17 protein-coding genes and 1 pseudogene are annotated in these 23,158 nt (G+C 72.6%); 8 read left to right on the top strand and 10 right to left on the bottom strand.

What is annotated here, in order from left to right; genetic code table 11:
* Positions 1-101 precede the first annotated feature (101 nt).
* Positions 102-1,268, top strand: a complete 1,167-nt coding sequence (gene dusB / locus D1J63_RS25045) for a tRNA dihydrouridine synthase DusB (protein ID WP_125631814.1) — start codon at positions 102-104, stop codon at positions 1,266-1,268.
* On the opposite strand, the gene D1J63_RS25050 is transcribed toward dusB, so the two are convergent.
* Entirely contained in the window at positions 1,269-3,056 is a 1,788-nt protein-coding gene (locus D1J63_RS25050) for a CDP-alcohol phosphatidyltransferase (RefSeq protein ID WP_125631816.1), read from the bottom strand.
* A gap of 483 nt (positions 3,057-3,539) precedes the next feature.
* Here D1J63_RS25050 and ppdK point away from each other — a divergent pair, with 483 nt between their 5' ends.
* Both ppdK and D1J63_RS25060 read left to right on the top strand, forming a co-directional pair.
* Positions 3,540-6,269, top strand: coding sequence for a pyruvate, phosphate dikinase (gene ppdK / locus D1J63_RS25055; RefSeq protein WP_102928007.1), 2,730 nt, complete (start codon positions 3,540-3,542; stop codon positions 6,267-6,269).
* A 248-nt stretch (positions 6,270-6,517) separates the two neighbouring features.
* A complete protein-coding gene (locus D1J63_RS25060; RefSeq protein WP_125631818.1) occupies positions 6,518-7,771 on the top strand; it encodes an acyltransferase in 1,254 nt (417 codons plus the stop codon).
* A 45-nt stretch (positions 7,772-7,816) separates the two neighbouring features.
* Here the strand turns inward: D1J63_RS25060 and D1J63_RS25065 are convergent, their stop codons facing one another.
* Entirely contained in the window at positions 7,817-8,287 is a 471-nt protein-coding gene (locus tag D1J63_RS25065) for an excalibur calcium-binding domain-containing protein (protein WP_125631820.1), read from the bottom strand.
* A 192-nt stretch (positions 8,288-8,479) separates the two neighbouring features.
* On the opposite strand from D1J63_RS25065, the gene D1J63_RS25070 reads away from it, so the two are divergent.
* The gene (locus D1J63_RS25070) at positions 8,480-9,412 is read left to right on the top strand and encodes an oxidoreductase (RefSeq protein ID WP_125631822.1); all 933 of its coding nucleotides are present in this window, start codon (positions 8,480-8,482) and stop codon (positions 9,410-9,412) included.
* Between the two features lie 24 nt (positions 9,413-9,436).
* Here the strand turns inward: D1J63_RS25070 and nirD are convergent, their stop codons facing one another.
* From nirD to D1J63_RS25085, 3 genes are read right to left on the bottom strand one after another with little or no spacing between them, the layout of a single operon-like run.
* Positions 9,437-9,850, bottom strand: a complete 414-nt coding sequence (gene nirD, locus D1J63_RS25075; RefSeq protein ID WP_125631824.1) for a nitrite reductase small subunit NirD — start codon at positions 9,848-9,850, stop codon at positions 9,437-9,439.
* Positions 9,847-12,459 (bottom strand): nitrite reductase large subunit NirB, encoded by a 2,613-nt coding sequence (gene nirB, locus D1J63_RS25080; protein WP_125631826.1) that lies wholly within the window; start codon positions 12,457-12,459, stop codon positions 9,847-9,849. The genes nirD and nirB overlap by 4 nt, the downstream gene beginning before the upstream one ends.
* A complete protein-coding gene (locus D1J63_RS25085; RefSeq protein WP_125631828.1) occupies positions 12,459-13,685 on the bottom strand; it encodes an FAD-dependent oxidoreductase in 1,227 nt (408 codons plus the stop codon). Before D1J63_RS25085 ends, nirB begins: the two co-directional genes overlap by 1 nt.
* Positions 13,686-13,862: 177 nt before the next feature.
* On the opposite strand from D1J63_RS25085, the gene D1J63_RS25090 reads away from it, so the two are divergent.
* Complete coding sequence (locus D1J63_RS25090) at positions 13,863-14,645, top strand: TSUP family transporter (protein ID WP_102930150.1); 783 nt, start codon at positions 13,863-13,865, stop codon at positions 14,643-14,645.
* A gap of 31 nt (positions 14,646-14,676) precedes the next feature.
* A complete protein-coding gene (locus D1J63_RS25095; RefSeq protein WP_125631830.1) occupies positions 14,677-15,300 on the top strand; it encodes a hypothetical protein in 624 nt (207 codons plus the stop codon).
* 10 nt (positions 15,301-15,310) lie between these two features.
* On the opposite strand, the gene D1J63_RS25100 is transcribed toward D1J63_RS25095, so the two are convergent.
* A complete protein-coding gene (locus D1J63_RS25100) occupies positions 15,311-15,946 on the bottom strand; it encodes a class F sortase (RefSeq protein WP_125631832.1) in 636 nt (211 codons plus the stop codon).
* Between the two features lie 118 nt (positions 15,947-16,064).
* Positions 16,065-16,598, bottom strand: coding sequence for a hypothetical protein (locus D1J63_RS25105; RefSeq protein WP_125631834.1), 534 nt, complete (start codon positions 16,596-16,598; stop codon positions 16,065-16,067).
* Between the two features lie 359 nt (positions 16,599-16,957).
* Here D1J63_RS25105 and D1J63_RS25110 point away from each other — a divergent pair, with 359 nt between their 5' ends.
* A complete protein-coding gene (locus D1J63_RS25110; protein ID WP_176155346.1) occupies positions 16,958-18,193 on the top strand; it encodes an RNA-guided endonuclease TnpB family protein in 1,236 nt (411 codons plus the stop codon).
* Positions 18,194-18,227: 34 nt separating this feature from the next.
* Here D1J63_RS25110 and D1J63_RS25115 read toward each other — a convergent pair.
* Positions 18,228-18,446 (bottom strand): annotated as a pseudogene (locus D1J63_RS25115) (LysR family transcriptional regulator); the annotation flags it as partial.
* Positions 18,447-18,515: 69 nt separating this feature from the next.
* Positions 18,516-20,159: a M4 family metallopeptidase gene (locus tag D1J63_RS25120; RefSeq protein ID WP_125631838.1), complete on the bottom strand. Its 1,644-nt coding sequence runs from the start codon at positions 20,157-20,159 to the stop codon at positions 18,516-18,518.
* A gap of 169 nt (positions 20,160-20,328) precedes the next feature.
* On the opposite strand from D1J63_RS25120, the gene D1J63_RS25125 reads away from it, so the two are divergent.
* Positions 20,329-20,748: a gamma-glutamylcyclotransferase family protein gene (locus D1J63_RS25125; protein WP_125631841.1), complete on the top strand. Its 420-nt coding sequence runs from the start codon at positions 20,329-20,331 to the stop codon at positions 20,746-20,748.
* A 30-nt stretch (positions 20,749-20,778) separates the two neighbouring features.
* Here the strand turns inward: D1J63_RS25125 and D1J63_RS25130 are convergent, their stop codons facing one another.
* Positions 20,779-23,097, bottom strand: a complete 2,319-nt coding sequence (locus D1J63_RS25130; protein ID WP_125631843.1) for a molybdopterin oxidoreductase family protein — start codon at positions 23,095-23,097, stop codon at positions 20,779-20,781.
* Positions 23,098-23,158 lie beyond the last annotated feature (61 nt).

Raw genomic sequence — 23,158 nt, forward strand, 5'->3', positions numbered from 1 at the left:
AGCCTACGCCTACTTCGATAGTGCGTCTAACTAATGACTGATGCACGGTCTTTGTCCACAGGGCGCGGCGGGCACCGCCCCGCGTGCGTGACAATGGGGGAATGTCCACGCTCGCCACGCCCGCCCCCGACACCACCGCCGCGCCGCTGCGCATCGGCCCGCACACCGTCGCCCCGCCCGTGGTGCTGGCCCCGATGGCCGGGATCACCAACGCGCCGTTCCGCACGCTGTGCCGTGAGTTCAGCGGGGGCAAGGGCCTGTTCGTGAGCGAGATGATCACCACGCGGGCGCTGGTCGAGCGCAATGAGAAGACCATGCAGCTGATCCACTTCGACGCGACCGAGACCCCGCGCTCGATCCAGCTGTACGGCGTCGACCCGGTGACCGTCGGCAAGGCCGTCCGCATGATCGCGGAGGAGGACCTGGCCGACCACATCGACCTGAACTTCGGCTGCCCGGTGCCGAAGGTGACCCGCAAGGGCGGCGGCTCGGCGCTGCCCTACAAGCGGAACCTGCTGCGGGCCATCGTCCGCGAGGCCGTCACCGGCGCCGGCGACCTGCCCGTCACCATGAAGATGCGCAAGGGCCTCGACGACGACCACCTCACCTACCTCGACGCCGGCCGCATCGCCGTCGAGGAGGGCGTCACCGCCATCGCCCTGCACGGCCGCACCACCGCCCAGCACTACGGCGGCACCGCCGACTGGGACGCCATCGCCCGCCTCAAGGAGCACGTCCCGGAGATCCCGGTGCTGGGCAACGGCGACATCTGGTCCGCCGAGGACGCGCTGCGCATGGTCCGCGAGACCGGCTGCGACGGCGTCGTGGTCGGACGCGGGTGCCTGGGGCGGCCGTGGCTCTTCGCCGACCTGGTCGCCGCCTTCGAGGGCCGCACCGACTCCTTCGTGCGGCCCACCCTGCGCGAGGTCGCCGACGTGATGGTCCGGCACGCGACCCTGCTCGGCGAGTGGATCGGCGACGAGGCGCGCGGCGTCATCGACTTCCGCAAGCACGTCGCCTGGTACCTCAAGGGCTTCGCCGTCGGCTCCGAGATGCGCAAGCGGCTGGCGATCACCTCCTCCCTGGAGGCGCTGCGCGCCGGGCTCGACGAACTCGACCTCGACCAGCCCTGGCCCACCGGCGCCGACGGCCCCCGCGGCCGTACCTCCGGCAACAACCGCGTGGTCCTGCCCGACGGCTGGCTCAAGGACCCGTACGACTGCGCGGGCGTCGGCGAGGACGCCGAGCTGGACACGTCCGGCGGCTGATCAGTCCCCCGCGCCGGTGGGGTGCGGGGTCGAGCCGTACGCCGTCAGGAAGCGGTCGCGGAAGGAACTCATCCGCCACACCGGGGCGTCCTTCGCCGGCTTCAGCCCCTCGGTCCAGTGCCAGTCGTCGATCGCGTCGAGCACCTTCGGGTCCTTGGCGACGATCGACACCGGGACGTCCCGGCTCGCGTGGTTCCCGCTGACGCGGGCGATCGGCTGGTGGTCGCCGAGGAAGACCAGGACGGTGTCGTCCGTGCCGTAGCGCTCCAGCCACTGGGTGAGGCTGGTGACCGAGTACTGGATCGACTTGCCGTACTCCTCCTTCGAGCGGGCGGAGTCGGTGATGACGTCGGACGCCTTGACGCCCGCCGCCTCGATGCCGTCGTACACCGACCCGTCTCCGACCTCGTCCCAGCCGACCATCCTCGGGATCGGCGCCCAGGGCTGGTGGCTGGAGGTGAGGATGACCTCCGCCATCAGCGGCCTGTCGCGCTCGCGGCCGTGTTCCAGACGCTGGAACGCCTCCAGCGCGTACTGGTCCGGCATCGTCGACCAGCTGAACTTCGGCCCCCGGTAGCCCATGTCGAAGGCGTCGTACACCTTGTCCAGGCCGTACCAGTCGGCCTCCGGCCAGGCCTTCTGCACCCCGGGCATGATCCCGACCGTGTCCCAGTCGCCGGTCTTCTCGAACGCCTTGGTGAGGGTGAGGTGGTCGCCCGCGGTCACGGTGCGGTAGCGCTGCTGGTTGTCCACCCACAGGCCGGACAGGAAGGTGGAGTGGCCCAGCCAGCTGCTGCCGCCGTACGTCGCCGAGGTCAGCCAGCCGCTGCGGGCGTGGAAGCCCGCCTTCGCCAGCGCCTCGGTGCGCGCCTCCAGCGTCCGGTCGACACCCGGTGCCATCACCGGGTCCTCGACGGCGCTGCGGCCGTAGCTCTCGATGAACGCGAAGACCATGTCCTTGCCGCGCAGGTCCGGCACCAGCTGCGCGCCGGGCGTGGCGCCGAAGCGGTCCGCCTTCGCCTCCTTCGCGAAGGCGGCCTCGTCCCGCAGCGTGTCCACCACCCGGTGTGCCTGCGCCTCGGCGGCCCGGGAGGCGCTCGTGGTGGCGAGCGGCACGCCGAAGGTCTGCACGCCCAGCGCCACGCAGGTCATCCACACGGTGGCCGCCATCAGCGCGCCCCGCGCGGCCCGCTCCCGGTGCGCGGCGAGCAGCTCGCCGAGCCGGACCGCCGCCAGCGCCATGAGCACCACCAGCGCCGCGGTCAGCGCGAGCGCGCCCACGGCCGCCCAGGCCGCCGCCGCCCCGCCCATCGAGTCGGCGACGTAGGACTGGGCGTCGTCGAGCAGGCCCCAGTCCAGGACGAGGTTGAAACTCCGGCCCAGGTACTCCGTGAACCCCATGTCGAGCAGGTTCAGCACGGTCAGCGCGCCGAGGGCGGTCCCGAACAGCGCCGCCGCCACCAGCCGCGGCACCCGGGGCAGGCAGAGCAGCAGCACCGCCGCGACGACCGCCTCCGCCGGGATCCGCGCGAAGCGGTTGGGCTCCAGGGCGACGAAGGTGTTGGGCAGCAGGAGTGCCCCGAGAACGAGAATGGCCGAAAGGGCTGTCGTGACCCGGCGGACGACGACGGCGGTGCGCCGGTGCCGGGTGCGCCAGGTACGCCAGTGGGCGAGCCGGGCCCCGAGGGCCGCCAGCGGGGCGGGACCGGGTGCGCCGGGGGTGCCGGGGTCGTCGGGAGCGTCGTCGGGGGGCCGCTGCGACCGGCGAAAAGGCGTGATGACGGGCACCCGAAGGTCCTTCCGTACGAAACCCGGTGGACGGCGGGCCCCGGCGAGGGGGCCGGGGGCCCGCCGCCCTCTCGTACGTCCGGCGCGAGCGGTCCGTTCACCGGTCCGCATGGTGAAATCCGGCGGTCTGTGGCAGCGTGATTCTCGCCACCTCTGATAGGGGTAGCGCTCAGATGAGCGGATCTTGGGCGACTCCACTTCTCCAAGGTGTGGCACTGAGTGCCATACCTTGATCGTTCATCGATCGAACTCAGACGTGGGGAATGGCGCTCAAGTGAGCGCACAACCGGGTGTTCGTGCGCGCATGCGTTCAAGAAGTGAAAACACAAGCGGCGGGTCGCTTGCCAAGCCTTGACTTTCGATCCGGTGGCGGACGAGTGGTTACAGGCGCACGACGCGCAAGTGGACGTACCGAGACGCCTTTGATCTGGGTACATTCCTCGCCGTCAGGGCAGCCACCGCGTCCTCGAGGAGTCGAGACCCGTGTCGGAAAACAAAGATCCCCAGGTAGCGAACGCGCCGAAGTTCGTTTACGACTTCACCGAGGGCAACAAGGACCTCAAGGACCTCCTCGGCGGCAAGGGCGCCAACCTCGCCGAGATGACCAACCTGGGTCTCCCGGTCCCTCCCGGCTTCACCATCACCACCGAGGCCTGCAAGACCTACCTCGACAGCGGCGAGGAGCCGGCGGCACTGCGTGACGAGGTGAGTGCGCACCTCGACGCCCTCGAGGCGAAGATGGGCAAGAAGCTCGGCCAGGCCGACGACCCGCTCCTCGTGTCGGTGCGGTCCGGGGCCAAGTTCTCCATGCCCGGCATGATGGACACCGTCCTCAACATCGGCCTCTCCGACAAGTCGGTGCAGGGACTGGCCAAGCAGGCCGGCGACGACCGCTTCGCGTGGGACTCCTACCGCCGCCTGATCCAGATGTTCGGCAAGACCGTCCTCGGCGTCGACGGCGACCTCTTCGAGGAGGCGCTGGAGGCGGCGAAGGCGGCCAAGAAGGTCGCGGTCGACACCGAGCTGGAGGCCGCCGACCTCAAGAAGCTCGTCACCAAGTTCAAGAAGATCGTCAAGACCGAGGCCGGCCGGGACTTCCCGCAGGACCCGCGCGAGCAGATGGACCTCGCCATCAAGGCGGTCTTCGACTCCTGGAACGGCGAGCGCGCCAAGCTCTACCGCCGCCAGGAGCGCATCCCGCACGACCTCGGCACCGCCGTCAACGTGTGTTCCATGGTCTTCGGCAACCTCGGCCCCGACTCCGGCACGGGTGTCGCGTTCACGAGGGACCCCGCGAGCGGCCACCAGGGCGTCTACGGCGACTACCTCCAGAACGCCCAGGGCGAGGACGTCGTCGCCGGCATCCGCAACACCGTCGCGCTGGCGGAGCTGGAGCAGATCGACAAGAAGTCGTACGACCAGCTGATGCAGATCATGGAGACGCTGGAGAACCACTACCTGGACCTGTGCGACATCGAGTTCACCATCGAGCGCGGCCAGCTGTGGATGCTCCAGACCCGCGTCGGCAAGCGCACCGCGGGCGCCGCCTTCCGCATCGCCACCCAGCTCGTCGACCAGGGCCTGATCGACGAGGCCGAGGCCCTCCAGCGGGTCAACGGCGCCCAGCTCGCCCAGCTGATGTTCCCCCGCTTCGACGAGGAGGCGAAGGTCGAGAAGGTCGGCCGGGGCATCGCCGCCTCGCCCGGCGCGGCGGTAGGCAAGGCCGTCTTCGACTCGTACACCGCCGTCAAGTGGTCCCGCTCCGGCGAGAAGGTCATCCTGGTCCGCCGCGAGACCAACCCCGACGACCTGGACGGCATGATCGCCGCCGAGGGCATCCTGACCTCGCGCGGCGGCAAGACCTCCCACGCGGCCGTGGTCGCGCGCGGCATGGGCAAGACCTGTGTCTGCGGGGCCGAGGAGCTGGAGGTCGACACCAAGCGCCGCCGGATGACCGTGCCCGGCGGGCACGTCGTCGAGGAGGGCGACGTGATCTCCATCGACGGCTCCTCCGGCAAGGTCTACCTCGGCGAGGTGCCGGTCGTGCCCTCCCCGGTCGTCGAATACTTCGAGGGCCGGATGCACGCGGGCGCCGAGGACGCCGACGAGCTGGTCGAGGCCGTGCACCGGATCATGGCCTTCGCCGACCGCAAGCGCCGGCTGCGGGTGCGCGCCAACGCCGACAACGCCGAGGACGCGCTGCGCGCCCGCCGGTTCGGTGCCCAGGGCATCGGCCTGTGCCGCACCGAGCACATGTTCCTCGGCGACCGCCGCGAGCTGGTGGAGCGGCTGATCCTGGCCGACACGGAGGACGAGCGCGAGGAGTCCCTCAAGGCGCTGCTGCCGCTCCAGAAGCAGGACTTCGTCCAGCTCTTCGAGTCGATGGACGGCCTGCCCGTCACCGTCCGCCTCCTCGACCCGCCGCTGCACGAGTTCCTGCCCGACATCACCGAGCTGTCGGTGCGCGTCGCGCTCGCCGAGTCCCGGCAGGAGCCGCACGAGAACGAACTGCGCCTGCTCCAGGCCGTGCACCGGCTGCACGAGCAGAACCCGATGCTGGGCCTGCGCGGCGTCCGGCTCGGCCTGGCCATCCCCGGCCTGTTCACCATGCAGGTCCGCGCCATCGCCGAGGCCGCCGCCGAGCGCAAGGCGGCCAAGGGCGACCCGCGCGCCGAGATCATGATCCCGCTGGTCGGCACCGTCCAGGAGCTGGAGATCGTCCGCGAGGAGGCCGACCAGGTCATCGCCGAGGTCGAGGCCGCCACCGGCGCCAAGCTCAAGCTGTCGATCGGCACGATGATCGAGCTGCCGCGCGCCGCGCTGACCGCCGGGCAGATCGCCGAGGCCGCGGAGTTCTTCTCCTTCGGCACCAACGACCTGACCCAGACCGTGTGGGGCTTCAGCCGCGACGACGTCGAGGCCAGCTTCTTCACCGCCTACCTGGAGAAGGGCATCTTCGGCGTCTCCCCGTTCGAGACCATCGACAAGGACGGCGTCGGCTCGCTGGTCGCCGCCGCCGCGAAGGCCGGCCGCGAGACCCGCCCCGACCTGAAGCTCGGCGTCTGCGGCGAGCACGGCGGCGACCCGGAGTCGGTGCACTTCTTCCACGAGGTGGGTCTGGACTACGTCTCCTGCTCCCCGTTCCGGATCCCGGTGGCCCGCCTGGAGGCCGGCCGGGCGGCGTCGCGGTCGAAGGGCAGCGACCACCGGTAACCCCCGAAAGGGGTCGAAGGCCCCGGAGCCGCCGTCTGTCACCCGACCACCCTCACCGATCGGCGGCGGCTCCGGACCACGAGAAGAGGCGGCACCCGTGCGGGGGTGCCGCCTTTCGCGTGCCGTGCGGCCGCCTTTTGTGACACGTTCAACGGTGTGAATCCCTGTGGGCTGAGCAGCAGCAAGCTGTCAGCAGAATTGGAGGGCCCTGGCAGGGGACAGCGGCCGACACCCGGAACGGTGGTTGGATGACGCAGACGGAGCACTGGGAAGCGGCCGGCACGACCCACCGGGACGGGGAGGGGGACAGACCCTCCGACGGGGTGCCCAGTCCCCGCACCGGAGGGCGGGAGCAGGTCCCCCAGGCCGGGCCGCCCGTCCGCCGGAACCGGCTCGCCGCGCTGGACGGTCTGCGGTTCCTGGCGGCCCTGTCGGTGGTCTTCTTCCACTTCGTCGGCCAGGTGCCGTCCACGATGGAGACCATCTGGGGCCGCCCCGTCGACACCGTCTTCCCCGAGGCCCACGGCTACTTCGCCTACGGCCGGCTCGGCGTCGAACTCTTCTTCCTGATCAGCGGCTTCGTCATCTGCATGAGCGCGTGGGGCCGCACCCCGCGCGACTTCTTCATCTCCCGCGTCACCCGGCTCTACCCGATGTACTGGGCGGCCATCGCGATCACGGCCTGCGTGATCTACTTCGCCGACAACCCGTTCGGCCACCCGCACCCGCGCGTGCTGTTCGCCAACCTGACGATGCTCCAGACCCCGCTCGGCGTGGAGCACCTGGACTCCGTCTACTGGACGCTCTGGCCCGAGCTGTGCTTCTACCTGACCTTCGCGGTCGTGGTGTGGAAGGGCCTGACCTACCAGCGCGTGGTGATCTACTGCGGGCTGTGGACCGTCGCCGCCGTCCTCGCGCCCAGCGCCGACATCCACCTGCTGACGCTGCTGGTGAACCCGCCGTCCGCCCCGTACTTCATCGCCGGCATGGCCTTCTACCTCATGTACCGCTACCGGCCCACCCCGCTGCTGTGGGGGATCGTCGCCATGTCGTGGCTGGTGGCGCTGCACTACCTGCTGACGCCCGACGGAGGCCGCCTCAACTGGGACCTCTGGCAGCCCGGCCGCGCCTGGCTGGTGCTGGTCGTCACGGTGTTCTTCCTGCTGATCGCCGCCGTCGCCCTCGGCTGGACCAGCCGCATCCGCTGGCGCGGACTGACCGTCGCGGGCACGCTGACCTTCCCGCTGTACCTGCTGCACGACGCCATCGGCGTCAACGTCCTGCACCGCTTCGGCGACCGGGTCGACCCGTGGACCCTGGTCTGCGTCACCGTCGCCGCGCTGGTCGCGCTGTCGTACGTCGTGCAGCGGTTCGTCGAGCGCCCGGTGGCCCGGGCCGCACGGCGCTGGCTGAGCAGCGCCGCCTTCAGCCTGAAGACACCGGAGCCCCGGTCGAAGGCGACGCGGGAGCCCGGGCTCGGGACGCGGGAGCCCCGGCGCTGAACGGACGGGGCTCCGGGGGCCCGTGACGCGGGGCCGGGCCGGTCGTCAGGCCGCGCCGCCGTCCCCGCGGCGCCGGCGCACGGCCAGCAGCAGTCCGCCGCCGGCGAGCACGACGACCGCGCCGCCCGCCGCGATGTACGGCGTGCTGTCGTCGCCGCCGGTCTCGGCCAGGTCGGTGCCCTCCTGCCCGGCGGCCTCGTCCCCGCCGCTCTCCCCGCTGCCGGAACCCGCCGCGTCGTCGCTGTCCTTGGCGTCCCCGGTGTCCTGGGAGCCCTTGTCGCTCGCCGGCACGAAGCCGGCCGGCGGCTGGTCGCAGCCGACGCCGTCCTTGTCGCGGTCCAGGTGCTCGCCGTAGTGCTCGTCACCCTTCTGGATGTCGGAGTACCCGGCGTCGTACGCCTCGGTGCAGTTCTTGAACGGGTGGGTGCCGTCGTGCGCCTGGGCGGCGGCAGCGGGCAGGGCGGCCAGGGCCAGCGCGGCGACGGTCACGGCGGCGGGCTTGCGGAGCAGCTTCATCGAGAGTCCCGGAAGTGGTGTCGGTGGTGCGGATGAACGGGATAGGAAGTGACGAAGCTATTGAGGCGCGCGAGATGTGGTGGAGATATGAAGGACTCGTGACGAGAACGTGACGTGACCGGACGGTAGCTCTCCGTTCCGAGGCGCCGGGCGCGTACGGTGAGACCGGTCCGACCAGCGAAGGAGCCGCGGATGACCGGCTGGAGCACGGATGACATCCCCGACCAGGACGGGCGCGTCGCCGTCGTGACCGGTGCCAACGGCGGTCTCGGCCACGTCATCGCCCGGGAGCTGGCGCGCAAGGGCGCGACCGTCGTGCTCGCCTGCCGCAGCGAGGCGCGCGGGAGCGCGGCCGTGGCACGCCTGCGCGGCGAGGTGCCCTCCGCCGCCGTGGAAGCGGCGCGGCTGGACCTCGGCGACCTGGGCTCGGTCCGGGAGTTCGCCTACGCGCTGCCGTACGAGCGGGTCGACCTGCTCGTCAACAACGCCGGGGTGATGGCGCTGCCCCACGGCACGACGGCGGACGGCTTCGAGACCCAGTTCGGCGTCAACCACCTGGGGCACTTCGCCCTCACCGGGCTGCTGCTGCCCTCCCTGCTCGCCGCGCCCGGCGCCCGGATCGTGACCGTCTCCAGCCTCCTGCACCTGCTGGCCAACGTCGATCCGCGCGACCTCAACAGCGTGCGGCGGTACGGGCGCTGGACCGCCTACGCCCGCTCCAAGTCCGCCAACCTGCTCTTCACCCACGAGCTGGCGCGCCGGCTCGCGGCCCGCGAGGGCGCCTCGGACGTACGCGCGGTCGCCGCCCACCCCGGGTACGCCGACACGGGACTGCAGACCGCCGGGCCGCGCGCCGAGGGGCGCCGGCTCGCCGAGCTGCTGGCGCGGCTCGGGAACCGGGTCGTCGCCCAGTCCCCGGAGGCCGGCGCGCTGCCCGTCCTGTACGCGGCGACCGCGCCCGGCGTCCCCTCCGACTCCTTCACCGGCCCGTCCTTCCCGATGCGGCGCGGGTCGCCCGCACCGTCCCGGCGGGCGTCCTGGACCATCGACGACACGCTGGGGGAGCGGCTGTGGGCCGCCTCCGAGCGGCTGACCGGGGTCGTCTACGAGCCGCTGCTGCCCTGAGCCCGCCCGCGCGAGGGGGCCGGCTCAGAGGGCCCGCACGGCCCTGACGGCCTGCACCTGGTACGTCTCCACCCGCATCTCCTCGTCGTCCAGGCACTCCCCGGTCGTGAGGTCGAAGCGCTGCTTGAGCAGCGGGGAGGCGACGAACGGGCGGCCCCGGTGGGTGCCGGTGAGACCGCGGGAGAGGACCGCCGCGCCGGTGAACGGGTCCCGGTTGTCGATGGCGTACAGCCCGCCGTCCCGGTCCCGGAACAGGGCCACCTGGCCGCCGTCCGGCAGCAGGGCCGCCACACCACGGCCGGGGAGCAGGGCGCCGAGGTCGCAGGCCGTGAACCAGTCGTCGGTCAGCCGGAGCCGGACCTTCAGGCCGGTCGTCCCGGGGGCCGGGCTCTCGGGTGCCGAGGTCTCGGGTGCCAGGGTCTCGGGTGCCAGGGTCATCGCCGGGTGCTTCCTTCCAGGAGGTCGTCTTCCGAGGGGCGCCGCAGGCCGATGTCCAGCAGCGGCAGATCGGGCTTCATCTGGTCGCGCTCGGGCACGAAGCCCACGACCGGGTCGGGGGTGCCGGGAGCGTTCACGAAGGACACGAACCGGGCCAGCTTCTCCGGGTCGTTGATCGTCTCGGCCCACTCGTCGCGGTAGTGCGCGACGTGGGCGGACATCAGGGACTCCAGCTCGTCGCAGATGCCGAGCGAGTCGTGCACCACCACGTCCCGTACGTGGCCCAGGCCGCCGGGGATGCGCTCCAGCCAGGTGGAGGTGCGCTCCAGCTTGTCGGCGGTGCGGATGTAGAACATCAGGAACCGGTCGATCAGGCGGACCAGTTCGGCGTCGGAGAGGTCCTGCGCGAGGAGGTCCGCGTGGCGCGGGGTGGCGCCGCCGTTGCCGCCGACGTACAGGTTCCAGCCGTTGGACGTGGCGATCACCCCGAAGTCCTTGGACTGGGCCTCGGCGCACTCGCGGGCGCAGCCGGAGACCGCCGACTTCAGCTTGTGCGGGGAGCGCAGGCCCCGGTAGCGCAGCTCCAGGTCGATCGCCATGCGCACGGAGTCCTGGACGCCGTAGCGGCACCAGGTCTGCCCCACGCAGGACTTCACCGTGCGCAGCGACTTGCCGTACGCGTGCCCGGACTCGAAGCCGGCGTCCACCAGCCGCGTCCAGATCAGCGGAAGCTGCTCGACGCGGGCGCCGAACATGTCGATGCGCTGGCCGCCGGTGATCTTGGTGTAGAGCCCGAAGTCCCGGGCGATCTCGCCGATGACGATCAGCTTCTCCGGCGCGATCTCGCCGCCCGGGATGCGCGGGACGACGGAGTACGAGCCGTTGCGCTGGAGGTTGGCGAGGAAGTGGTCGTTGGTGTCCTGGAGCGCCGCCTGCTCGCCGTCCAGGACGTAGCCGCTCGCGCCGATCGCCGGGGCCAGCGAGGCGATGATCGAGCCGACCGCCGGCTTGCACACCTCGCAGCCCTCACCGCCCCGCGCGCCGTCCCGGCCGTGCCGGTCGAGCAGCTCGCGGTAGGAGGTGATCCGCAGGGCGCCGACGATCTCGTACAGCTCCTCGCGGGTCTGCGCGAAGCAGCCGCACAGCCCCTTGTCGACCTCGACGCCGCTCGCCTCCAGCTCGGCGGTGACGAGTTGGCCGAGCACCTTCACGCAGGAGCCGCAGCCGGTACCGGCCCGGGTGCACTTCTTCACCTCGGGCACGGTCGTGCAGGAGTGCTCCGTCACCGCGCCCCGGATGGTGCCCTTGGTGACGTTGTGGCAGGAGCAGATCACCGCGTCGTCGGGCAGCGCGGCCGGGCCGAGCTGGGCCGGGGCCCCGGCACCGGCGGGCAGCACCAGGGACTCGGGGGAGACCGGCGGGACCGAACCGGTGAAGGCGCGCAGGGTGCCGTACGCCTCCGCGTCGCCGACCAGGATGCCGCCGAGCAGCGTGCCGTCGCGGGCGACGACCAGCTTCTTGTACAGGCCCGCCCGGGAGTCGGAGTAGACGACGTCCAGGCAGTCCTCGGCGGTGCCGTGCGCGTCGCCGAAGGACGCCACGTCCACGCCGAGCAGCTTCAGCTTGGTGGACAGGTCGGCGCCGGTGAAGGAGGCGTCCTCGGCGGCGATGGTCGCGGCGGCCGTCTCGGCCTGCTCGTACCCGGGGGCGACCAGCCCGTACACGCGGCCGTCGGCGGCCAGCGCGCACTCGCCGATCGCGAACACGTGCGGGTCGGTGACCGTCCGGCACCGCTCGTCGACCGTGACGCCACCGCGCTCGCCGACCGCCAGTCCGCAGTCCCGGGCCAGCTGGTCGCGGGGGCGCACACCGGCGCTGAACACCACGAGGTCGGTGGCGAGTTCGGACCCGTCGGACAGCTTCATGCCGGTGACGGCACCGTCCGCGCCGGTCACGATCTCCTGGGTGCCGACGCCCGTGTGGACGGACAGGCCCATCTCCTCGATGGTGCGCAGCAGCGCCGCGCCGCCGCCCTCGTCGACCTGCACCGGCATCAGGCGCGGCGCGAACTCCACGATGTGCGAGGTGAGCCCGAGCCCCTTGAGCGCACCGGCCGCCTCCAGGCCGAGCAGCCCGCCGCCGACCACGGCACCGGTCGTCGCGTTCTTCGCGTACTCCTCGATGGCGAGGAGGTCCTCGATCGTGCGGTAGACGAAGCAGCCCTCGGCGTCCTTGCCGGGGACCGGCGGGACGAAGGGGTAGGAGCCGGTGGCCAGGACGAGGACGTCGTACTCGACGACCAGCCCCGACCGGGCGGTCACCTTGCGGGCCTCCCGGTCGATCGTCTCGGCCGGGTCGCCGACGCGCAGCTCGATGCCGTGCTCCGCGATGAAGGCCATGTCCGTCATCGACAGGTCCTCGGGGGTCCTGCCCGAGAAGTACGAGGTGAGCTGGACGCGGTCGTAGGCGGGGCGCGGCTCCTCGCACAGGACGACCACGCGGTGGGTGCCGGTCAGGCCGCGCTCGGCGAGGGCCTCCAGGAAGCGCTGGCCGACCATGCCGTGGCCGACCAGCACGATCGTCGGGGGGTTCCCCGGGGTGGCGGTCATCAGGAGCCTCCGTCTTGGGTGAGCAGGTGGAGCAGGGGGCCGCCGTCGGAGGGGAGCGGCTCTGCTCCCTCCCAGGCGCGCGCCAGCGCGCCGACGGTGCCGAGTTCGCCGACCAGGACCCCGCCGACCAGCCGGTCGTCACGGACGACGACCTTGCGGTAGGTGCCCCGGGTGGCGTCGGCGAGCTGCACGACGTCGTCGCCGGGGCGGGGGTCGGTCTCGCCGAACGCCGCGAGGTCGAAGGGGTCGAAGGGGCCGTCCGCCCCGGTGAGGGTGAGCCGGGTCAGGGCGCGGGTGCCGGTGTAGCGGGCGGTGCCGTCGCCGGCGAGCAGCCCGGCCAGCGCCTCCGCCTGTTCGAGGGCGGGCGCGGCCAGCCCGTACACGCGTCCCGCGTGCTCGGCGCAGTCGCCGACGGCGCGGATGTGCGGGTCGGAGGTGCGCAGCTCGTCGTCGACGAGGACACCCCTGCCGACGTCGAGCCCCGCCTCCCGCGCGAGCCCGGTCCGCGGCCGCACCCCGCAGGCGAGCACGACCAGGTCGGCGCCGAGGGCGTACCCGTCGGCCAGCTCCACGGAGCGCACCGCCCCGCCGACGCCGCGCACGTCCCGTACCCGGCACTCGGTGTGCACCTCGACGCCGAGGCCCTCCAGGTGCCGTCGCACGAGCGCGGAGGCCGCCGGGTCGAGCTGCCGCTCCATCAGCCGCTCGGACTGCTGGGCGAGGACGACCTGGGCGCCGCGCACGGCCAGCGCACGGGCGGCGGAGACCCCGAGGAGCCCGCCGCCGACGACGACCGCACGCACCCCCGGCCGCACCGCCTTGGACAGCCCCAGGCAGTCGTCCATCGTCCGGAACGCGTGCACGCCCTCGGGCAGTTCGTGGTCCGGGGTGAACAGACCGCGCAGCGGCGGCAGCACCGCGTTGGAGCCGGTGGCCAGCACCAGCGTGTCGTACGCGATCACGGAACCGTCGGCGCAGCGCACGGTCCGCCCGGCCCGGTCGATGCCGGCGACCCGGCCGCGCAGCAGCCCGGCGGGCGCCGGCAGGGCGATCACCTCGGGGCCGTACCGTCCGGCCAGCACCTCGGCGAGCAGCACCCGGTTGTACGGGCGGTGCTCCTCGTCGCCGACCAGCAGCGCGGGCGTGCCCAGCTCACCGAGCCGCCGGGCGAGCGTCACGCCCGCGAGTCCGGCGCCGATCACCACCACACGCTTTTTCGAGGTCATGGCATCGAGCGTGCGGTGCCGGTGTTACCCGTCCGCATCCCTTCTGTTTCCCCCGGGGAACGCTGCCCTCAGCGGGGGCGGCCGGCGCATGTGAGGAGCGGCGGGAAGGAGGCTGGGAACCTCAGAAGTCCCTCATCTCGATGGACGGCACATCCATCCGTCCATAGGGTCGCGATCATGCCCGACATATCCCTGACCACGGTCGTCCTGCTCTGCCTCGCCGCGCTGGCGGCCGGCTGGATCGACGCCGTGGTCGGCGGGGGCGGCCTGCTCCTGCTCCCGGCACTGCTGCTCGGCCTGCCCGCCGGCACCCCGGCCGCGCACGCGCTGGGCACCAACAAGGCGGTCGCCATCGTCGGCACCACGGGCGCGGCGGTGACCTACGCCCGCAAGGCACCGGTGGACGTGCGCACCGCCGTACGCATCGGCCTCGCGGCGCTCGCCGGGTCCTCGGGCGGCGCCTTCTTCGCGGCCGGGATGAGCACCGAGGTGCTCAAGCCGGTGATCATGGTGGTGCTGCTCGCGGTCGCCGCCTTCGTGATCCTGCGCCCCGCCTTCGGCACCGCACCCGCCACCGGCCCGGCCACCCGCCGCCAGATCCTCACGGCGATCGGCCTCGCGGGCGTGGGCATCGGCTTCTACGACGGCCTCATAGGCCCCGGCACGGGCACCTTCCTGGTCCTGGCCCTCACCGCCCTGCTCCACCTGGACCTGGTGACCGCGTCGGCCACCGCGAAGATCGTCAACTGCTGCACCAACGCGGGCGCCCTCGCCACGTTCGCCTGGCAGGGCGCGGTGCTGTGGCAGCTGGCCGCCCTGATGGCCGTCTTCAACCTGGCCGGCGGCATGTTCGGCGCCCACACGGCCCTCAAGAAGGGCAGCGGCTTCGTCCGCGTCGTGCTGCTGACGGTGGTGTTCGCACTGGTGGCGAACCTGGCGTGGGAACAGTGGGTGGCGTAGCCGTGTCGTAGGCGGCGGATAGCCTGCCGGGATGAGTAACGCGATATGGGACGCCCTGTCGGTGACACCCCTTTCGGAGGTGCGCCGCCGCGCGGCCGTCCTGGACGAACTCGTCGGTGTCGAGCCGGTGACGGTGCCCGGCGCCCACCGTCTGGCCTGGAACGACGGCGGCGGCCAGTCCGCGGTCTGGTACTTCGCCGAGGACGGTCGCGCGCTGCTGCTGACCTTCGACCACGAGTCGGACCTGAACCTGTACGCCGAGGACGACCACGCCCTTCAGGAGTCCCTCTACGACGGCGTCCCCGAAGAGCTGGTCGCCCTCGTCCGCGACCGTCCCGAGAACTACGAGTCGCTGAACCTCACCGATCCCGCGACCGGCCGGACGATCCACTACGCGGGCGGTGTCTTCTGGTACGACGGCACGCGCTGGCAGGTGTCCGACGGCCTTGCGGAGTACTGCCGCCGCGAGGACGAGGACCCCTTCGGCGAGTCCGGCTTCGACTACTGCCTCTCCGAGTACCACTTCGGCCGCGACTTCACCCCGGAGACCGTCGTGGCGATGCGGGAGGAGGACGGGCAGTACCAGGACGAGCGGGAGAGGGAGGCGGACCTGCTCGGCCTGCGAGAGGTCTTCACCCGGCACGGCGGGGCATAGCGGGGACGCCTCAGCGGCTGCCGGTCAGGTGGGCGAAGACGACCACGTTCCCCTGGTATCCGGTACTGCGCGAGTAGGCGCCGCCGCAGGTGATGACGCGGAGTTCGGGGCGGTCCGCGGCGCCGTAGACCTTCTCGTCGGGGAAGGCGTCGGCGGCGTAGACCTCCACCGCGTCCACGGTGAAGACCGCGACGCCGCCGTCGCGCCGGTCCACCTCGACCGTCGAGCCCTTCTTCAGGGCCCCGAGGCGGTAGAAGACGGCGGGGCCCTCGGCGTTGTCGACGTGTCCGGCGACGATCGCGGTGCCCGTCTCGCCGGGGGTGGTGCCGGCCTCGTACCAGCCGGCCAGGTTCTTCTTCTCGGCGGGCGGCACGTCCAGGCTGCCGGTGCCGGTCAGGCCCAGGCCGGTCAGCGGGGCGTCCACACCGATCGCCGGGATGCGGATGCGGTCGGGCGGGGAGGGCGGCAGCGCCGGTGCGGCGGCGCCCCGGCCGGTCCGGCCGTCCGGGCCGGTGGCCGTCCCGGCCTGCGCGGCCGACGGCTGGGGCGGGGCATCGGTGCGGTCACCGTCGAGCAGCAGCCACGCCCCCGAGCACAGGGCGACCGCGGTGACGGCCGCTATCGCGGTGTCCTTGACCCTGCGCATGACGTCCCCTCTCCCTCGGATCCCTGGGGTCCCCGGCCCCCTCCGGGCCGCGAGGGGCGTCGGACCCGGAGGGGGTGGGGAAGTGCGGTACCGGCGGACGGGCAGCGGAGGGTGCCCGTCAGATCCCGTCGCCTCTCGCCCGGCGATGCAGGAGCCAGGTACCGCCCGCGGCGGCGACGGCGAGAGCCGCCACACCGGCCGCGGTCTGCACGGGGTCGGGGCCAAGAGCGCCGCCGACCCCCGTCTTCACGCTTCCTTTCGGGTACACCCGCTCGGTGGCCGGGGTCAGCGTGACCACCAGGTCGCCCGTCACCCGGCGGTCGTCGTCCCCGCAGGTCGCGACGATCTCGTACGTCCCCGGCTGCGCGCTCGGCGGCACCTCGAAGTGACCGGTCGTCTCCCCGTCGCCCGTGTCCGGCGCCAGCGGGAACGCGCCCGCGCCGACCGCGCTGGCGTCGCCCGCCGCCGAGCCGCCCTCCCCGCACGCCGCCGTCGACACCACGGCCCGCTCGCCCGGCACGACCGAGGACGGATACACCGTCAGACCGCCGGTGGCGACGGCATCCCCGGCGTACACCGGGGCCGCGGTGGTCAGACCGACGGCCGCGGCGGCGAGCGCGGTGCCGGTCAGCAGGCGGGCGGTACGTCGCATCGGTGCTCCCTCGATCTGTTCGGTGGCCCCTGCCCTACCGAGGAAAGTGGCACCGGGTCGGGCCCGCTCCCCGAGCGGTGTGAACGGGTGACCGGGGCCTCCGAACGGCGGACGACGGCGCGGAACCGGAGGAGAACCGAAGGAACCACCCTGGTTACACGCTCGTTTGACAGACCCGGCGACGCGGAACGTCGCCGAAGCCCGTATGACTACCGGCGTGATCCAAGGCGAAGCGAACGCGTGTGCGTGTGGCCGCTGGTGAGGGTGGTGGTTGCAGGATCGGCGGGTGTGTGTGCGGCTGTCGTACGTATGGTCCTTCGCGGGGTTCGGGACGGCACGGTGTGTCCTGACCACAGGCCATGAGGGGGTGCGAGGTGGCGCAGGTAGGGATGGGTGAGAAGGGCGGGCATGCCCGGTACACGTACCGGTTGCGGGTGTCGCCCGCGACTCGCGCGTCTCTGGCGGCGGAGTGGGGCCGGTGTCGCTGGGTGTGGAACGAGTGCGTCGCGAAGTCGAGGGCGGTGCATCTGCACAACAGGGCGACCGGCGAGAAGGCCACGTGTGGCCCGGCGCAGCTGGACAGGATGCTGACTGAGGCCCGTTCCTGTACGCCGTGGCTGCGGGAGGGCTCCTGCGTTCCCCAGCAACAGGTCATTCGTGATTTCGGTCGCTCCCGCGCCAAGGCGCACAAGGACATCGCCGAGCGTCTGCCTGTGGCGCGCCGGGCCGGGATGCCGACGTGGAAGACCAGGCGTGAGGCGCTGGCGACCCTCAACTACACGCGGCGTGGTTTCCGGCTGAAGGACGGCCGACTGTACCTGGCGGGCGGCATCGTGCTGAACGTGGTGTGGTCGCGGGAGCTGCCGGCTGAGCCGTCCTCGGTACGCGTGTACCAGGACAGCCTCGGACACTGGTACGTCTCTTTCGTCGTCCCCGCCCAGGTCCAGCCTCTGCCTCAGACCGGCCGTGTCCTCGGTGTCGACTGGGGTGTGCGGGAGACGGCGACGACCACGTCCGACGCGCACGACCTGCCGCACCCCGAGTACGGCGGGAAGGCGAAGGAGAAGCTCACCCGGTACGACCGGATGATGGCCCGTCGCCGGCCGAAGAAGGGGACGGCCGGATCGAGGGGTTACCGGACGGCGAAGAGGCTGCGGGCGAAGGCGCACAAGAAGGTCGCACGACAGCGTGCGGACACCGGCCGTAAGTGGGCCAAGAAGGTCGTCCGCGACCATGACGCCGTCGCGGTGGAGGACTTCCGGCCCAAGTTCCTGGCCAGGACAAACATGGCCCGCAAGGCCGCGGACGCCGCCATCGGCGCCACCAAGACGGCTCTGATCGAGATGGGACGCAAACACGGGCGGCACATCCGCCTGGTCCACCCCGCGTACACCACGATGGACTGCGCGCAGTGCGGAGCGAGAGCCAAGCACGCCCTGCCGCTGGGTGAACGCACCCACACCTGCACCGCCTGCGGAACCGTCTCCCCACGGGACAAGAACTCCGCACGCGTCATGCTCGTCCGGGCTGGTCTCAACCCGGCTGGCGCCGACGGCACAAGACCTCTTGGAGCGCCGCTCCAGCAGGCAGCCTGAGCCAGGAATCCCCTCCACCATCAGGGAGGGGAGGATTCAACGCGATCTCCGCCTCGCGCAGGAAAGAGCGGCCGGCCACGGTGGGCACGAGACCGGTCGGCGTGCGGGAGAACAGCTCCACGCCGAGGTCCCGTTCCAGGCCGCGGATCTGCTGGGACACCGAGGGCTGGGCGACGCGCAGCACCTCGGCCGCGGCCGTCACCGAGCCCTGCTCGGCGACGGCCAGGGCGTACTCGAACTGCCTCAGGCTCATCGGCTCCCTGCCCCTCGCTCGTGCTCTCCCGGCAAGCGTAAGTGAGCGCGAGGGGCGGGGGACGTGCCGTCAGCCCACGTTCACCGCGCTCCACGCCGCGCCGACGGCGGCGTACTCGGCGCTGTCGGTGCCGTACAGGTCACCGGCCGCACTGAGGGTGGCCGCGCGGGCGCCCGCGTAGTCGGTGGACGAGGTCATGTACACCGTCAGCGCCCGGTACCAGATGTCGCCGAGCTTGTCCCGGCCGATCCCGGAGACCGTGGAGCCGTCGCAGGTGGGGGAGTCGTAGGCCACGCCGCCCACGGTTCGCGCACCGCTGCCCTCGGCCAGCAGGTAGGCGAAGTGGTTGGCGACGCCGGAGGAGTAGTGGACGTCCATGTCGCCCACCGAGGTGCTCCAGCAGTCGGCCGAGGCGCCGTCCCTGCTGGGCTTGTCCATGTAGCGCAGCGCCTCGCGGCCGAAGCCGTCCCGGACCACCTTCTCGCCGATCAGGTAGTCCCCGGGGTCGGCCGGGTTGTCCGCGTGCCACTCCACCAGCGTGCCGAAGACGTCGGACGTCGCCTCGTTCAGGCCGCCGGACTCGCCCGAGTACGTCAGCGCGGCCGTCTTCGACGTCACCCCGTGCGACATCTCGTGCCCGGCGACGTCCAGCGAGACCAGCGGCCCGAAGGTCGTCCCGTCACCGTCGCCGTACGTCATGCAGAAGCAGGTGTCGTCCCAGAAGGCGTTGTTGTACCGGGTGCCGTAGTGCACGCGGTTGTACGAGCCCTTGCCGTCGCCCGCGATGCCGTCGCGCCCGTGGACGTCCTGGTAGTAGTCCCAGGTGGCGTCGGTGCCGTACTGCGCGTCCACGGCGGCCGAGGCGCGGTCGTCCGCGTTCCCCGAGCCCCAGTGGTTGTCGGCGTCGGTGAACAGCGTCGCGGGCGCCCGCACCAGGCAGATGCCCAGGAAGCACAGGTCGGTCTGGTTCTCCGCGTCTCCCGTGTACGTGCCGCCGCGCGTCGGGTCCTTGAGCTGGTACGACGACCCGGACTGCGTCGTCTCCAGCGGCACCGTGCCCCCGTACAGCGACTGGCCGTCACCGGAGACCGACTCGATGGCGTCCCAGGCGTCGATGCGGGCGCCCGTGCCCGCGTCGGTCAGCACGGTGCGCGCGACGGGGTTGCCGAGCGAGTCCAGCGCCACCGCGTTGGTCCGCCAGGCCAGCTTCGGGGCGCCGTGCAGGGCGTCGACGATCAGCTCGGGCTTGGCGGTGAGCCTCTTCAGCAGCTCGCCCGGGTTGGCGGCGCGCAGCGCGTTCGCGGCCAGGTCGGCGGCCTTGGGTGCCGACAGCTTGGGCGTGACGGTGGGCAGGGAGAGGGCGGCGTCCGTCGCGCGGTCGGCGCCGCGGAAGTCGCCGTCGGGTGCGAGGTGGATGACGAAGTCGCCGCCCAGGACGGGGAGTCCGCGGTAGGTGCGGTCGTAGCGGACGTGCTGGGTGCCGTCCCGGTCGACGACGACGTCGCGGGCCTCGGTGTCCTGGGCGTCCGTCAGTTTCAGGGCCGCGGCGTGGTCCAGCAGGGCCGTCGCCGCGTGCTCCAGGGCGGCGGCGCGGGTCGGGCGGTCGGCGGCCGTGGCGCCGGGGGCCAGGGCGGCGACCAGGAGGGTCGCGGTGGTGGCGGCGAGGCCGGCCGTGGCGAGACGGGGGCCTCTGCCGTGCCGTATTCGGCTCATCGGACTCCTTGGGGGGAGGAGCGCTTCAGGGCGCGTGGGGGAGAGGTGGTGGGGAGAGGTGGTGGGGGGAGGCGCTGATGCTGACTCAGGTTTAAAGGTCCATGACATGTCGTGTCCATAGGGCCTCCGTGAAGATCGCGAAAGGCATGGGGGGAGAGAATGACCCTCCGTGGACACCGCGCGACTTCCGTTCTTCGTCTACGGCACCCTGCGCCCCGGGGGACCGAACCACGACGCCCTCCTGCGCGGACGCGTCGGCGCCGAGGAACCCGCCCGGCTGCACGGCGCCGTGCTCTACGAGGGCCCGGGGTACCCGTACGCCGTCGAGGCGGCCGGGGGGACCGTGCACGGGGAGATCGTCGTCCCCGAACCCGAGGCGTACGCCGCGCTGCTGGCCGCCCTGGACCGGCTGGAGGAGTACGTGCCGGGGGACCCGCGCAACCTCTACGACCGGGTGGCCGGGACGGCCGTACGGGACGCCGACGGGGCGTCCGTGCGGGTCTGGGTGTACGTCGCCGCACCGGCGGTCGCCGCCCGGCTCAGGGCGCGCGGCCGCCGCGTGGAGAGCGGGAACTGGCCCGTGGGGTGACGGCCGGCGCGCCACCTCGTGGGGTGACGGCTAGCGCGCCACCTCGTCGGGTGACGGCCGGCGCGCCACCTCCACCCGCACCGCGCACACCTTGAACTCCGGCATCCGCGAGGCCGGGTCGAGCGCCGGGTTGGTCAGCGTGTTGGCACGCCCCTCGCCCGGCCAGTGGAAGGGCATGAACACGGTGTCGGGACGGATCGCGGTGGTGATGCGGGCCGGTGCCACCGCCCGCCCCCGCCGGGACACGACCGCCAGCGGGTCGCCCTCGGCCGCCCCGAGCCGCGCCGCCAGCCGCGGGTGCAACTCCACGAAGGGGCCCGGTGCGGCGGCGTTCAGCTCGGCCACCCGCCGGGTCTGCGCCCCCGACTGGTACTGCGCCACCACCCGCCCCGTGGTCAGCAGCACCGGGTACGCGTCGTCCGGCTCCTCGGCGCTCGGACGGTGCGCGACGGGCGCGAAGCGGGCCCGGCCGTCGTCGGTGGCGAAGCGGTCGAGGAAGAGGCGCGGGGTGCCGGGGTGGGGCGCGGCGCGGAGGCCGACACCGGCGTCGGTGCTGCTGCCGGTGCCGGTGCTGCTGCTGCTGCCGCTGCCGGTGCTCATGCTGCCGCCGCTGCCGGTGCTCATGCTGCCGCCGCTGCCCGTGGCGGTGCGGGTGCCCCTGCCGGTGCTACTGCCGCTGCTGCCGGTGCCGGGAGCCGCGGTGTGCGTGTCGTCGGCCGCGGGTTGTGCCGGGCACGGCCAGAACACGCCGTTCTCCCGCGCCAGCCGCCGGTAGTCGATGCCGGAGTAGTCCGCCGGGCCGCCCGCGCTCGCCCGCCGCAGCTCCTCGAAGACCTCCTCGGGATCGACCGGGAAGCCCTTCTCCACCCCGAGCCGGCCGGCCAGCCCGTGCAGCACCTCCAGGTCACCGCGGACCCCCTCCGGCGGGGAGATCGCGCGCCGCCGCAGCAGCACCCGGCCCTCCAGGTTCGTCGTGGTCCCCGTCTCCTCCGCCCACTGCGTCACCGGCAGGACCACGTCCGCCAGTTCGGCCGTCTCGGAGAGCACCACGTCGCACACGGCCAGGAAGTCCAGCGACCGCAGCCGCCCCTCGACGTGCGCGGCGCGGGGCGCGGAGACGACCGGGTTGGACCCCATCACCAGCAGCGACCTGATGTCCGTGCCCAGCGCGTCCAGCAACTCGTACGCGCTGCGCCCCGGCCCCGGCAGCGAGTCCGGGTCCACGCCCCACACCTCGGCCACGTGCCGCCGCGCCGCCGGGTCGGTCAGCTTGCGGTAGCCCGGCAACTGGTCGGCCTTCTGCCCGTGTTCGCGCCCGCCCTGCCCGTTGCCCTGCCCGGTCAGACAGCCGTACCCGGACCGGGGCCGCCCGGCCCGCCCGGTCGCCAGGCACAGGTTGATCCACGCGCCCACCGTGTCCGTGCCCTTGGCCTGCTGCTCGGGCCCGCGCGCCGTGAGCACCATCGCCGCCTCGGGCGCGCAGAACAGCCGTACCGCCTCCCGCAGTTCGGGAACGGACACCCCCGTGATCCGCTCCACGTGCTCCGGCCAGTGCGCCATCGCCGCCGCCCGCGCCTCCTCCCAGCCGGACGTGCGCTCCTCGACGTACGCCTCGTCGACCCGTCCCTCGGCGACCACGAGGTGCAGCATGCCCAGCGCGAGAGCGAGGTCGGTCCCGGGCCGGGGGGCGAGATGCAGGTCGGCCTGCTCGGCGGTCTTCGTCCGGCGCGGGTCGACGACGATCAGCGTGCCGCCGTTCTCCCGCAGTTCGGTGAAGTAGCGCAGGGACGGCGGCATCGTCTCCGCCGGGTTCGACCCGACGAGGATCACGCACCCGGTCCGCGGAATGTCCTCCAGCGGGAACGGCAGCCCCCGGTCGAGCCCGAACGCCCGGGTCCCGGCCGCCGCCGCCGACGACATGCAGAACCGCCCGTTGTAGTCGATCTGCGAGGTGCCCAGCACCACCCGGGCGAACTTGCCCAGCGCGTACGCCTTCTCGTTGGTCAGCCCGCCCCCGCCGAACACCCCGAGCGAGTCCGCGCCGTACTGCGCCCGCGTGCGCCCCAGGTTCCGGGCGATCCGGTCCAGCGCCTCGTCCCAGCCGGCCGGCGCCAGCGTCCCGTCGGCGGCCCGCACCAGCGGCGAGGTCAGCCGCGCCCCGGGCGCGAGCACCTGTGCCGCCGTCCGCCCCTTGCCGCACAGCGCGCCCCGGTTCACGGGGAAGTCCGCACGGTCGGACACCTCGACGGTCCCGCCCTCGACGGGCGTCAGGTTCATCCCGCACTGCAGGGCGCAGTACGGGCAGTGCGTGGGGGTGGTGGCGGGGTTCCGCGTGCCGGTGCTCTGCATACCGGTCAGCCTGCGGCTTTTGTGTTACGCGACCGGGCGGCGCTCTGTTACGCCGCGGGGA

The organism is Streptomyces sp. KPB2 (assembly GCF_003950055.1).
GTDB classification, from domain to species: Bacteria; Actinomycetota; Actinomycetes; order Streptomycetales; family Streptomycetaceae; genus Streptomyces; species Streptomyces salinarius.